Here is a 12,569-nt window from a genome sequence, read left to right on the forward strand (position 1 = left end):
CCGCGTCGCGGACAAGGGCGGGCGGCGCCGCGTCTGGGCACGCGACGCCGCCTCGCTTTCGGCTCGGGGTCAGACGGACTCCACGACCGGGGCCTTGGCGGGGGCCGTCCCGTCCGTGGCGCCGTCCGGGCCGTCCGGCTTGGGGAACGCGCCCCGCAGCGGGACCTCCTTGACGAACACCGCGGCGACCAGGGCGATCACGGCCACCACGGCTCCGAGGAGGAACGCCGCGTGCGTGCCGTCGGATACCGCGTACTGGTACGCCTCCCGCGCCGCCACGGGCAGCTTGGCGAGGCTGGCGGCATCCAGCTGGGCGGACTGCTCGGTGACCTTCGAGCCGAGGGCGCCGGCCCGTTCGGTCATGACGTCCTGGACCCGGCTGTTGAACAGGGCGCCCATGATCGCGACGCCGAACGAGGAGCCGAGGGTGCGGAAGAGGGTGGTGGACGAGGACGCGACGCCCATGTCCTTCATCTCCACGCTGTTCTGCGCGACCAGCATGGTGATCTGCATCAGACGGCCCATGCCGAGGCCGGTGACGGCCATGAACACGCCGGACATGAACCGCGAGGTCCCGGTGTCCATCGTCGACAGCAGATACAGACCGGCGACCAGCAGGACGCTGCCGGCGATCGGGAAGACCTTGTAGCGGCCGCTGCTGGTGGTGATCCGGCCCGCGATCATCGAGGTGACGAGCATCGCGCCGAGCATCGGCAGGAGCAGCAGTCCGGAGTTGGTGGCGGACGCGCCCTGCACGGACTGCTGGTACAGCGGCAGGAAGAGCGTCGCGCCGAACATCACGAAGCCGGCGATGAAGCCGATGATCGACATCAGCGTGAAGTTGCTGCTGCGGAAGATGTGCAGCGGGACGATCGGTTCGGCGGCCTTGGTCTGCCAGAACACGAACCCGACGAGCGCGGCGACGCCGATGGCGGTCAGCTCCATGATCCGCGCGGAGCTCCAGGCGTACTCCGTGCCGCCCCAGGTGGTGACGAGGACGATGGCGGTGATGCCGACGGTCAGCAGCGCGGCGCCCAGGTAGTCGACGCGCGCGTCGGACCGCTTCTTCGGCAGGTGCAGGATGACGCTGATCAGGCCGAGGGACACGACGCCGAGCGGCAGGTTGATGTAGAAGGCCCAGCGCCAGCCCCAGTGGTCGGTGATGGAGCCACCGACGAGCGGTCCGCCGATCATCGCGATCGCCATGACGCCGGCCATCATGCCCTGGTAGCGGCCGCGCTCCCGCGGCGGGACCAGGTCGCCGATGATCGCCATGACGCCGACCATCAGACCGCCGGCGCCCAGGCCCTGCACCGCGCGGAAGGCGATGAGCTGGCCCATGTCCTGTGCCATGCCGCTGAGCGCGGACCCGACCAGGAAGATCACGATCGACGTCATGAAGGCGCCCTTGCGCCCGTACATGTCGCCGAGCTTGCCCCAGATCGGGGTGGAGGCGGCGGTCGCGAGGGTGTACGCCGTCACCACCCAGGACAGGTGCTCCAGGCCGCCGAGTTCGCCCACGATCGTCGGCATCGCGGTGCCGACGATCATGTTGTCGAGCATGGCGAGCATCATCGTGATCATGAGCGCGAGGATCACGGCCCGCACGCTCTTCGCCTGTTTCTCCTGTGCACCGGCATCCGGCATGCCCGGTGTGCCGGTCTCCCGCTCGACGCCCTTGCTGTCCGCCATCGCTTCCACTCCCCCACGGCGGCCCACTTACTTGCCGCCCGGCTAGTTCTCACTACACTGGTGAAAGTAGACGTGGAACTAGCCGGGCGTCAAGTAAGTTCTAGCCGGTCGGCAAGTAAGTGTTTCTTACCTCCGGCGGCCGGATTTCCGTGGGACCGTGAGGACTACGAGGATGGACGCCACTATGGACGGCACCAAGCAGCAGCGCCGCGGCAACACCCGCCAGCGCATCCAGGACGTGGCGCTCGAACTCTTCGCCGAGCAGGGCTACGAGAAGACCTCGCTCCGCGAGATCGCCGAGCGCCTCGACGTCACCAAGGCGGCCCTGTACTACCACTTCAAGACCAAGGAAGAGATCATCGTCAGCATCTTCACGGATCTGACGAAGCCGATCGAGGACCTGATCGACTGGGGCCGGGAGCAGCCGCACACCCTGGAGACCAAGCAGGAACTGGTGCGGCGCTACAGCAAGGCCCTCGCCGAGGCGGCCCCGCTCTTCCGCTTCATGCAGGAGAACCAGGCGACGGTGCGGGAGTTGCAGATCGGGGACTCCTTCAAGGACCGCCTGCGGAGTCTGCGCGACATCATCCTCGACCCGGACGCCCCGCTCACCGATCAGGTCCGCTGCGTCAGCGCCATCTTCACGCTGCACGCCGGCATGTTCTTCCTCCACGACCTCGAAGGCGACCCCGAGGACAAGCGGGAAGCCGTCCTTGAGGTCGCCGTCGATCTGGTCACCCAGGCCCATCAGGGCGCCCGGCCGTCCTCTGCGCCCTCCCCTTCGGAGGACTAGAAGAGCCGGGCGGCCCTGCCCGTCGTCAGACGGTCACGCCCTTGGCGCGCAGGAACTTCACCGGGTCGATCGCCGAACCGTAGTTCGGGGTCGTGCGGATCTCGAAGTGCAGGTGCGGGCCGCTGGAGTTGCCCGTGTTGCCGGAGAGGGCTATGCGCTGCCCGGTCTTGACGACCTGGCCGACGTTGACGTCGACGCGCGAGAGGTGCGCGTACTGCGAGTAGACGCCGTTCGCGTGCTTGATCACGACGGCGTTGCCGTAGGCCGGACCGTCGCCGGCGCCGTTGCCTCCGGCCTTGACGACGATGCCGCCATGGGCGGCCATGACCTTGGTGCCGGTCGGCACGGCGAAGTCCTGGCCGCTGTGCTTGTGCGCCCACATGCCGCCGGCCTGGGCGAAGCTCGCGGACAGCCGGTACTTCGCCACCGGGTCGACCCAGGAGGCGCTCTTCTTGGCGGCCGCGGCGGCGGGCTTGGCGACGGCGGCGGGCTTGGCGGCCGCGGGCTGCGCGGCGGACGCCACTCCGGACCCCAGCACGACCGAGGCGCCGAGAGCGGCGGCCCCGACGGCCGCCCGGGTGCGGAGCTGAGACGTACGGGAGGAACGGGACGTGACGCGCTGGAACATGGAAAACCTCATGGGTCCGGGGTCAGAGAGAACCACCCGACGTGACGTCCGCCGGATGGCCATCCCTTGGTAACCCCCCGGCCCATGCCGCCTCAAATGTGTGACCTACGGCGGTAGCTAGTACTAAACCCCGAATGAGACGAGTTCTTGACAGTTGGCCTTTTAGTCCGTTTCCCTGCCAACTCCCACCCTCGGGCGCACAGTTCACCTCACCCCTTAGGTAATTTGTCCCTTTTGCCGGAATTATCGTTCTCACTATTCCGTCTAGTAACGGACATTTCGCCTGTGCGGCATGTCACCAACGCCCCGCCACGGGGGACTTCTTCATGTGACGGGCACTACTCCCTTACGTGCACACGGAGTTGTGACCCGCATCACCTTCGACTGCATGCCTCTGTGAGCGGCGTCTCATCAACCGCTACCGTCCGGTAACCCGCTGGTTCCCCTCAGGCCATCCCCACCGATGAGCATGCCCACGACACCCGCAGCACATGGACGTGAGAGGACCCCCACACCATGAACAGAGGTACCTGGATGCGCCGTATCGCCATGACGGCCGTGACCACGGCCGCCGTCACCGCGATGGCCGTCCCGGCCGGCGCCCAGGCCGCGACGGCCTCCGGCAGCTCCACCGTCGCCACGACGGCAGTCGCCGCGGACGTCGACTACGCCACCTGGCAGGCCGACTGCCAGGTCGTGATGAACCAGGCCCTGCCGTACCTCAAGCAGCGCATCGCCGCCGCCAAGCCGGGCGAGAAACAGGCGCTCGTCCTCGACATCGACAACACCGCGCTGGAGACCGACTTCGGCTTCAGCTACCCGCAGCCGGCCAACAAGCCGGTCCGCGACGTCGCCAAGTACGCCCAGGAGCACGGCGTCTCGCTGTTCTTCGTCACCGCGCGCCCGGACATCATCGCCGGCTTCACCGACTACAACCTCAAGCAGGTCGGCTACAAGGTCTCCGGCCTCCGTGTGCGCGGGCTGTTCGACCTCTTCAAGAACGTCGCCGCCTACAAGACCGCCCAGCGCGCCGACATCGAGAACAAGGGCTACACGATCATCGCGAACATCGGGAACAGTGCCACCGACCTGTCCGGCGGCCACGCCGAGAAGACCTACAAGCTGCCGGACTACGACGGGCAGTTGTCGTAACCACGGCGGGAGCGGACGCAGACATGCGAAAGGGGCCGGTGCCCGAAAGCACCGGCCCCTCTCTCGCGCTCAGTCCCCGAAGGGTCAGGCGTCCTTGCTCAGGTTCGGCCCGGCACCGCCGGCCGCCTGCTCGATCGGCGGGACGTCGGGCAGCGCCGACTTCTCCTCACCCCGGAAGGTGAAGGTCTTCGTGTCACCCTCGCCCTCGGTGTCCACGACCACGATGTGGCCGGGGCGCAGCTCGCCGAAGAGGATCTTCTCCGAGAGGGTGTCCTCGATCTCGCGCTGGATCGTGCGGCGCAGCGGCCGGGCGCCCAGGACGGGGTCGTAACCCTTCTTGGAGAGGAGCTCCTTGGCGGTCTGGGAGAGCTCGATGCCCATGTCCCGGTCCTTCAGGCGCTCGTCCACCTTGCCGATCATCAGGTCGACGATCGCGAGGATGTCCTCCTGGGTCAGCTGCGGGAAGACGACGACGTCGTCGACACGGTTGAGGAACTCGGGCCGGAAGTGCTGCTTGAGCTCGTCCGAGACCTTGTTCTTCATGCGCTCGTAGTTGGTCTTCGAGTCGCCCGCGGCAGCGAAGCCGAGGTTGAAGCCCTTGGAGATGTCCCGGGTGCCGAGGTTGGTCGTCATGATGATGACCGTGTTCTTGAAGTCCACGACCCGGCCCTGGGAGTCGGTCAGCCGACCGTCCTCCAGGATCTGCAGCAGCGAGTTGAAGATGTCCGGGTGGGCCTTCTCGACCTCGTCGAAGAGGACGACGGAGAACGGCTTGCGGCGGACCTTCTCGGTCAGCTGGCCGCCCTCTTCGTAACCCACGTATCCGGGCGGGGAACCGAAGAGACGCGACACCGTGTGCTTCTCGCTGAACTCCGACATGTCGAGGGAGATCAGCGCGTCCTCGTCGCCGAAGAGGAACTCGGCGAGCGCCTTGGACAGCTCGGTCTTACCGACGCCGGACGGGCCGGCGAAGATGAACGAACCACCGGGACGCTTCGGGTCCTTCAGACCGGCACGCGTACGGCGGATCGCCTTCGACAGCGCCTTGACGGCGTCGACCTGGCCGATGACCCGCTTGTGGAGCTCGTCCTCCATGCGCAGCAGACGCGAGGACTCCTCCTCGGTCAGCTTGAAGACCGGGATGCCGGTGGCCGTGGCGAGGACCTCGGCGATCAGCTCGCCGTCGACCTCGGCGACGACGTCCATGTCGCCGGCCTTCCACTCCTTCTCCCGCTTGGCCTTGGCGGCCAGGAGCTGCTTCTCCTTGTCGCGCAGGGAGGCGGCCTTCTCGAAGTCCTGCGAGTCGATCGCGGACTCCTTGTCCCGGCGGACGCCGGCGATCTTCTCGTCGAACTCGCGCAGGTCCGGCGGCGCGGTCATCCGGCGGATGCGCATCCGGGAGCCGGCCTCGTCGATCAGGTCGATCGCCTTGTCCGGGAGGAAGCGGTCCGAGATGTACCGGTCGGCCAGCGTGGCGGCCTGGACGAGGGCCTCGTCGGTGATGGAGACGCGGTGGTGGGCCTCGTACCGGTCACGGAGACCCTTGAGGATCTCGATCGTGTGCGGCAGGGACGGCTCGGCGACCTGGATGGGCTGGAAGCGGCGCTCGAGGGCCGCGTCCTTCTCCAGGTGCTTGCGGTACTCGTCCAGCGTGGTGGCGCCGATGGTCTGGAGCTCGCCGCGGGCCAGCATCGGCTTGAGGATGCTTGCCGCGTCGATCGCGCCCTCGGCGGCGCCCGCACCGACCAGCGTGTGGAGCTCGTCGATGAACAGGATGATGTCGCCGCGGGTGCGGATCTCCTTGAGGACCTTCTTCAGGCGCTCCTCGAAGTCACCGCGGTAGCGGGAGCCGGCGACCAGGGCGCCGAGGTCCAGGGTGTAAAGGTGCTTGTCCTTGAGGGTCTCGGGCACCTCGCCCTTGACGATCGCCTGGGCCAGGCCCTCGACGACCGCGGTCTTGCCGACGCCGGGCTCACCGATCAGGACCGGGTTGTTCTTGGTGCGGCGCGACAGCACCTGCATGACCCGCTCGATCTCCTTCTCGCGCCCGATGACCGGGTCGAGCTTGGACTCGCGAGCGGCCTGCGTGAGGTTGCGGCCGAACTGATCCAGGACCAGGGACGTCGAGGGCGTGCCCTCGGCGGGACCGCCGGCGGCGGCGGTCTCCTTGCCCTGCTGGTAACCCGACAGCAGCTGGATCACCTGCTGCCGCACCCGGTTCAGATCCGCACCCAGCTTGACCAGGACCTGGGCGGCGACACCCTCGCCCTCACGGATCAGGCCGAGCAGGATGTGCTCCGTGCCGATGTAGTTGTGGCCCAGCTGAAGGGCCTCGCGGAGCGACAGCTCCAGGACCTTCTTGGCACGGGGGGTGAAGGGGATGTGCCCGGACGGGGCCTGCTGGCCCTGGCCGATGATCTCCTCCACCTGCTGGCGGACCGCCTCGAGCGAAATCCCGAGGCTCTCAAGGGCCTTGGCGGCGACACCCTCACCCTCATGGATCAGGCCCAGGAGGATGTGCTCGGTGCCGATGTAGTTGTGGTTGAGCATCCGGGCTTCTTCCTGAGCCAGGACGACAACCCGCCGCGCGCGGTCGGTGAACCTCTCGAACATCGTTAATCGCTCCTCAGAGCGGTCAGGCAGTGGGGGGAACTTCCCCTCCCTGTCCTTCCGCAGCTTAGTCCCGCAAGCGGGGACCGCTCATTCCAACTGCCGACACCGTCGATGGCCTCCTGACCCCGAACGCCGACATCTGCTCCAACCCGATGGTGCGAGACGATGTTCCCGCAGGCCAGGCAGTTACCCCCATCGCCAGTACGCCGATGGCGAACGTGAGACGTCCTGTCCTGCGTGTCGCCCCCTCCCACTAGGCATGTCTTACCCGTCGGGACTGACACTCCATGCCGCGCGCCCCGGTTCGCTCCGCTATGGGCGAACAACCTTGCGCCCCCGGACGCCCTCGCGCGCCCCGATTCCGGGCACCTTGCGCGATCGGGGAAACACCCAGCGTAACTTGCGGGGCTTTTCGGGGTTGCACTTGGCATGGTCGGCACAGCCTCCTCCCTCGTCCCGTCTCCGCGTCGGCCGCTCGATCCCGACCCGGCCGTCCCGGCCGACCGGGTCCGCGGCTGGTACGAGAACGAACTGGGGTGGGCCACGGTGCCCGGGGAGCCGGTACGACTTTCCGTGGGAGTGCGCTTCGACGTCCTGGACGTGCCGGCCGTCGCGGGCCACGCGGCGCTGCGGCGTCTGCCGCCGGGCGCTCCGGTGGCCGTGCGGGGGGAGCGGATGCAGTTCCTGGTGGCCGCGGGCAGTGCGGAGGAACTGCCGGGGATCCTGCGCTGGCTGGAATGGGAGCCGCTTCCCCTGGACCTGAGGGCCATCGGCCCCGGGGGCGCCGTGGAAGCGCCTCGGCCCACCGCCCTCGCCGAGCGGCCGGCGCCTCAGGAGAGCAGCGAGCCGCGCTCGCCTTCCCGACGCCCCCACACCTCTACCGCGCCCTGTAAGCGGTCCGCGGAAGCGGTGCAGGGGGCCGCGGTCTGGCTGCGGCCCCCTGTGGCGGGGTGCGAGGTGGAGGCCTCGCTGCCGACCGTGTCGGCGTTGGGGGGCGGTGGAGGCGCCCCCGATCTCGTGCGGCTGGTCAACACACTGGCGACGCACTGTCACCGTGTCCGATTGCTGCGCGCGTGCGCTCAGCCGTTGGCCTTCTCGTAAGCCTCGCGAATGGTCGCGGGAACGCGCCCGCGGTCATTCACCTCGTAACCGTTCTCCTTCGCCCAGGCACGGATCTGCGCCGTGTCCTGGCTGCCGCCGGAAGCGGCGCGCGTCTTTCCGCGCCCACCCGAAGCACGGCCTCCGGTACGGCGGCCGCCCTTCACGTACGGGTCGAGAAGGCCGCGCAGCTTGTCCGCATTGGCCGTCGTGAGATCGATCTCGTACGTCTTACCGTCCAGAGCGAACGTCACGGTCTCGTCCGCCTCGCCGCCGTCGAGGTCGTCGACAAGAAGGACCTGAACCTTCTGTGCCACCGCATTTCCTTTCATCGATAACGTGAGGGCCGGGGGTCTCCGGCGTCCGCCGTTTCGCCGCCCCCTGTTATATGCAGTACTGCAGTACGTCGGAAAGCAAACCGCTTTTCCCGAGAAAACACAAACCCCCGGTTGAGGCTCAGGGCCGGTCCCGCGCCCGGAAACGTGCGCGTTTCGGACATAGGGCACCCGGGCAAGGCGGGCGGTGCGGAATGAACTCGGCGATCACAGATGCAGAAGCATCCGGCTGTTGCCCAAGGTGTTCGGTTTCACTCGTTCGAGACCGAGGAACTCCGCGACGCCCTCGTCATAGGAACGCAACAGCTCGGCGTAGACATCGGTGTCGACCGGCGTCTCACCGATCTCCACGAAGCCGTGCTTGCCGAAGAAGTCCACTTCGAAGGTCAGGCAGAAAACGCGCCGAACACCGAGCCAGCGGGCGGTGTGGAGCAACTTCTCCAACAACTGATGGCCGACGCCGGCGCCCTTCAAGCCGTCCTTCACGGCGAGAGTGCGGACTTCCGCGAGGTCCTCCCACATCACGTGCAGTGCCCCGCAGCCGACCACCTCGGCGTTGTCGTCGCGTTCGGCGACCCAGAACTCCTGGATGTCCTCGTAAAGCGTCACCGTCGCTTTGTCGAGCAGGATGCCGCCACGGACGTACGCGTCAAGGAGACGGCGTACGGCGGGGACATCGCTGGTCCGGGCCCGGCGGACGGTGATGGCTTTAGCGCTGACTTCAGGGCTCTGAGCTGACATGTGCGGACGCTATCGCCCACCCGTCCCCGATGCCGAGCCGGGGTTCTCGCCCGCACTGCCCGCTTCCGCGGGCGGAGGCGGTGGTGTTTGAGGACCTTGGACGATGCGCACAGCGTCGCTGAGCGCCCTTCGCTGTTCCTCGCTCATCATCCCGAAGAAGGCCACGAGAGCCGCGGCGGGGTTGTCGCTCTGCGCCCAGGCGTCGTTCATCAGCGCGGCCGCGTAGGCGGCCCGGGTGGAGACCGCCTCATATCGATAGGCGCGGCCTTCCGCCTCACGGCGGACCCAGCCCTTCTGATGGAGATTGTCCAAAACGGTCATGACCGTCGTGTACGCGATCGACCGTTCCCGCTGAAGGTCTTCCAGGACTTCTCGAACGGTCACCGGGCGGTTCCACTTCCACACCCGCGTCATGACCGCGTCTTCGAGTTCTCCCAATGGGCGAGGCACAGCTCAGACAATAGTGGGAGATCCCGCCCATCGCGTGCCGGACGTGCGCTTTCGTCGACAAGAAGAACAAAAAGGGCGCACGAGTCCGAGCGGGTCGGAGTCGTGCGCCCAGGTGGGCGGCGGGGTCAGGCGTCGGCCGGCCCGGAGGCCGAGCGGGCGTCCGTGCGCGCGAGGGCGGCGTCGACGGCCGCGTCCTCCTTGGCCTTGTTGGCCCCGCCCTGGGTCTTCACGATCACCCTGATCACGCCGATGAAGAACACGGCCATGACGACGGGGGGCACGAGCGCGGAGACGTAGTCCATGGATCCAGAGTAGCCAGGACGCGAGGGGATCCCGGGGAGGGGTGGCCGTGCGGCGCCCGCCGACGCCCGGGTGGAGCGGCCCCGGCGCCGCGGGGCCGTGTCCGCCCTCCGGTCAGCCGGCCGCCAGCGTCCGCCGCCCGGCGCCCGCGGGCGGTGCGGCCGGCTTGCGGCGGGGGAAGACCTCGCCCGGCGTCGGGATGGGCCGGCGCGACGGCTCGGGGGCGGAGGGGTTCACCGGGACCGGCCCGGGGCCCGGCCTGGGGCCCGGGGCGGGGGCCGCCGGCTTCTCCGCGGGCTTCTTCTTCGGCTCGTCGGCCGCCGCGACGGCCCCTGCGGCGCGGAGAGCCTCGCCGTCCTCCTGCTTCTGGCGCTCCTCGGAACGGCCTCCAGGGAGCGCCAGAAGGCGCGTGCGGGACGCCGGGACGATCGGGGCGACCCGGGCGGACTGCTGGGCCGCACGACCCGCCAGACGGGTGCGTACGTCCTGCTCGGCGAGCGCCTGGCAGCGTTCGAGGAGCGCCGCGGCCGCCGGAGAGCCCCGCAGCGCCCGCAGCGCGGCGAGGTCGTCGGGGACGGGCCGGTAGCCGGCGCCCAGCACCTCCTCCAGGAGCCGGAGGTAGCCGGCCGCCGTGCCGGGCAGGGCGGCGCGGTACCGGCCCAGGTCGGCCACCAGGAAGGCCCGCAGCCGGGCGGCCTCCCGCGCCGCCTCGTCGAGGGACTCAGCGAGGCGATGGCAGTCCTGGACGTCCTCGGCCGAGGCGGGGCCGGGGTGGAGGGCGAGGGCGAGAGCACGGCGGAGCACACGCAGCTCCTCCGGGCCGAACGCCATGCCGCCGCGGGATCCGTATGGCGTGGGCATGCGGCGACGATACGCGCTAATCAGACAAGTTCGACATAACGGGCAGGCGTGGCGCATGCGGATTCCACCGACCGGCCCGCACCCGCGGGCCGGCGGTGCGCCCCGCTCACATGCGGGACACGTTCCGTTCGTAGACCAGGCGCAGACCGATCAGGGTCAGCCAGGGCTCGTGCTCGTCGATCACCGAGGACTCGCCGAGCACCATCGGCGCCAGACCGCCCGTGGCGATCACCGTCACGTCGTCCGGGTCGTCCGCCAGCTCACGCGCCATCCGGCCGACCACGCCGTCGACCTGCCCGGCGAAGCCGTAGACGACGCCCGACTGCATCGCCTCGACCGTGTTCTTGCCGATCACACTGCGGGGGCGGGCCACCTCGATCTTGCGCAGCTGCGCGGCCTTGATGCCCAGGGCCTCCACCGAGATCTCGATGCCGGGCGCGATGACGCCCCCGACGTACTCCCCGCGCGCGCTGATCGCGTCGAACGTCGTCGCCGTGCCGAAGTCGACGACGATCGCGGGGCCGCCGTAGAGCTCGTTGGCGGCGACCGCGTTGATGATGCGGTCGGCGCCGACCTCCTTGGGGTTGTCGAACAGGATCGGCACGCCCGTCTTCACGCCGGGCTCGACGAGCACCGCCGGCACGTCGCCGTAGTGCCGGCGGGTGACCTCGCGCAGTTCGTGCAGCACCGAGGGGACCGTCGCGCAGATGGCGATGCCGTCGATGCCGTCGCCCAGTTCCACCCCGAGCAGGGGGTGCATGCCCATCAGCCCCTGGAGCAGGACCGCGAGCTCGTCGGCCGTGCGCCGGGGGTCGGTGGAGATCCGCCAGTGTTCGACGATGTCCTCCCCGTCGAACAGGCCGAGCACGGTGTGCGTGTTCCCCACGTCGATCGTCAGCAGCATGGCCGGTTCCCGCTCCTACTCCGCGGCTCGAAGGTCGAGGCCGATGTCCAGGATCGGCGAGGAGTGGGTCAGGGCGCCCACGGCCAGGAAGTCGACGCCGGTGGCGGCGTATGCCTCGGCGTTGTCCAGGGTGAGCCGGCCGGACGCCTCCAGCAGCGCGCGTCCGCCGACGATGCCGACGGCCTCCTCGCACTCGCCGGGGGTGAAGTTGTCCAGGAGGATCAGGTCCGCGCCGGCGTCCACGACCTCGCGCAGCTGGTGCAGGGTGTCGACCTCGACCTCGATCGGCACGTCCGGGAAGGCCTTGCGGACGGCCTCGAAGGCCTGGGCGACACCGCCGGCGGCGACCACGTGGTTGTCCTTGACCAGGGCCGCGTCGGACAGCGACATCCGGTGGTTGACGCCGCCGCCGCAGCGGACCGCGAACTTCTCCAGCGCGCGCAGCCCCGGCGTCGTCTTGCGCGTGTCCCGCACGCGCGCCTTGGTGCCCTCGAGGACGTCGGCCCACGCGCGCGTGGCGGTCGCGATGCCCGACAGGCGGCACATCAGGTTGAGCGCGCTGCGCTCGGCGGTCAGCAGGTCACGCGTGCGCGTGGTGACCGACAGCAGCTTCTGCCCGGGCTCCACGCGGTCGCCGTCCTCGACGTGCCGCTCGACCTCGAACTCGTCCGTGCAGACGACCGAGATCACCGCTTCGGCGACCCTGAGGCCCGCCACCACGCCGGCCTCGCGCGCGGTGAAGTCGGCGGTGGCCACGGCTTCCTCGGGGATGGTCGCGACGGTCGTCACGTCCACGCCGAGGGCAAGGTCCTCCTCGATGGCGACGTTGGCGATGTCCTCGACCTCCAGGGGGTCGAGTCCGGCGTCGGCCAGGAGCTGGGCGAGAGCGGGGTCCAGCCCGCACTCCATGTACTCCTCGTCGCCGGTGCCGTCGCCGCAGGCGCAGCCGTCGCCGCAGCCGCCGTTCTCGACGAGGGAAAGGTCCTCGGGGGTGCTCACTTC

Annotated in this window: 13 protein-coding genes; 3 read left to right on the plus strand and 10 right to left on the minus strand. The window is 69.1% G+C overall.

The window, feature by feature from the left end:
* Window positions 1-69: 69 nt before the first annotated feature.
* Window positions 70-1,692 (minus strand): MDR family MFS transporter, encoded by a 1,623-nt coding sequence (locus ACIOC0_RS06995; protein ID WP_402153318.1) that lies wholly within the window; start codon window positions 1,690-1,692, stop codon window positions 70-72.
* A 172-nt stretch (window positions 1,693-1,864) separates the two neighbouring features.
* Here ACIOC0_RS06995 and ACIOC0_RS07000 point away from each other — a divergent pair, with 172 nt between their 5' ends.
* Window positions 1,865-2,485, plus strand: a complete 621-nt coding sequence (locus ACIOC0_RS07000; protein ID WP_402153320.1) for a TetR/AcrR family transcriptional regulator — start codon at window positions 1,865-1,867, stop codon at window positions 2,483-2,485.
* Between the two features lie 25 nt (window positions 2,486-2,510).
* On the opposite strand, the gene ACIOC0_RS07005 is transcribed toward ACIOC0_RS07000, so the two are convergent.
* Entirely contained in the window at window positions 2,511-3,113 is a 603-nt protein-coding gene (locus tag ACIOC0_RS07005; RefSeq protein ID WP_402153322.1) for a M23 family metallopeptidase, read from the minus strand.
* Window positions 3,114-3,629: 516 nt separating this feature from the next.
* Here ACIOC0_RS07005 and ACIOC0_RS07010 point away from each other — a divergent pair.
* Window positions 3,630-4,265 carry an HAD family acid phosphatase gene (locus ACIOC0_RS07010; protein WP_402153324.1) on the plus strand — a complete coding sequence of 212 codons (636 nt, stop codon included), beginning with the start codon at window positions 3,630-3,632 and terminating at the stop codon, window positions 4,263-4,265.
* Window positions 4,266-4,349: 84 nt separating this feature from the next.
* Here ACIOC0_RS07010 and ACIOC0_RS07015 read toward each other — a convergent pair whose 3' ends face one another.
* Window positions 4,350-6,878: an ATP-dependent Clp protease ATP-binding subunit gene (locus ACIOC0_RS07015; RefSeq protein ID WP_130438371.1), complete on the minus strand. Its 2,529-nt coding sequence runs from the start codon at window positions 6,876-6,878 to the stop codon at window positions 4,350-4,352.
* Between the two features lie 429 nt (window positions 6,879-7,307).
* Here ACIOC0_RS07015 and ACIOC0_RS07020 point away from each other — a divergent pair, with 429 nt between their 5' ends.
* Window positions 7,308-7,979 carry an SCO3374 family protein gene (locus ACIOC0_RS07020; protein ID WP_402153326.1) on the plus strand — a complete coding sequence of 224 codons (672 nt, stop codon included), beginning with the start codon at window positions 7,308-7,310 and terminating at the stop codon, window positions 7,977-7,979.
* Here ACIOC0_RS07020 and ACIOC0_RS07025 read toward each other — a convergent pair.
* The 7 genes from ACIOC0_RS07025 to nadC form a co-directional block, all read right to left on the minus strand.
* Window positions 7,958-8,293 (minus strand): Lsr2 family protein, encoded by a 336-nt coding sequence (locus ACIOC0_RS07025; protein WP_130438373.1) that lies wholly within the window; start codon window positions 8,291-8,293, stop codon window positions 7,958-7,960. The two genes, ACIOC0_RS07020 and ACIOC0_RS07025, sit on opposite strands and share 22 nt — an antisense overlap.
* 225 nt (window positions 8,294-8,518) lie before the next feature.
* Window positions 8,519-9,052, minus strand: a complete 534-nt coding sequence (locus ACIOC0_RS07030) for an amino-acid N-acetyltransferase (protein ID WP_130438374.1) — start codon at window positions 9,050-9,052, stop codon at window positions 8,519-8,521.
* A gap of 9 nt (window positions 9,053-9,061) precedes the next feature.
* A complete protein-coding gene (locus ACIOC0_RS07035) occupies window positions 9,062-9,490 on the minus strand; it encodes a BlaI/MecI/CopY family transcriptional regulator (RefSeq protein ID WP_402154339.1) in 429 nt (142 codons plus the stop codon).
* A 137-nt stretch (window positions 9,491-9,627) separates the two neighbouring features.
* Window positions 9,628-9,804, minus strand: coding sequence for a hypothetical protein (locus tag ACIOC0_RS07040; RefSeq protein WP_402153329.1), 177 nt, complete (start codon window positions 9,802-9,804; stop codon window positions 9,628-9,630).
* A 112-nt stretch (window positions 9,805-9,916) separates the two neighbouring features.
* Window positions 9,917-10,633 (minus strand): hypothetical protein, encoded by a 717-nt coding sequence (locus ACIOC0_RS07045; RefSeq protein ID WP_402154341.1) that lies wholly within the window; start codon window positions 10,631-10,633, stop codon window positions 9,917-9,919.
* Between the two features lie 136 nt (window positions 10,634-10,769).
* Window positions 10,770-11,567: a type III pantothenate kinase gene (locus ACIOC0_RS07050; protein WP_130438376.1), complete on the minus strand. Its 798-nt coding sequence runs from the start codon at window positions 11,565-11,567 to the stop codon at window positions 10,770-10,772.
* 15 nt (window positions 11,568-11,582) lie between these two features.
* Window positions 11,583-12,566: a carboxylating nicotinate-nucleotide diphosphorylase gene (gene nadC / locus ACIOC0_RS07055; protein WP_402153331.1), complete on the minus strand. Its 984-nt coding sequence runs from the start codon at window positions 12,564-12,566 to the stop codon at window positions 11,583-11,585.
* Between the last annotated feature and the right edge of the window lie 3 nt (window positions 12,567-12,569).

This window comes from Streptomyces sp. NPDC088254, from assembly GCF_044740925.1.
Lineage (GTDB): Bacteria > Actinomycetota > Actinomycetes > Streptomycetales > Streptomycetaceae > Streptomyces.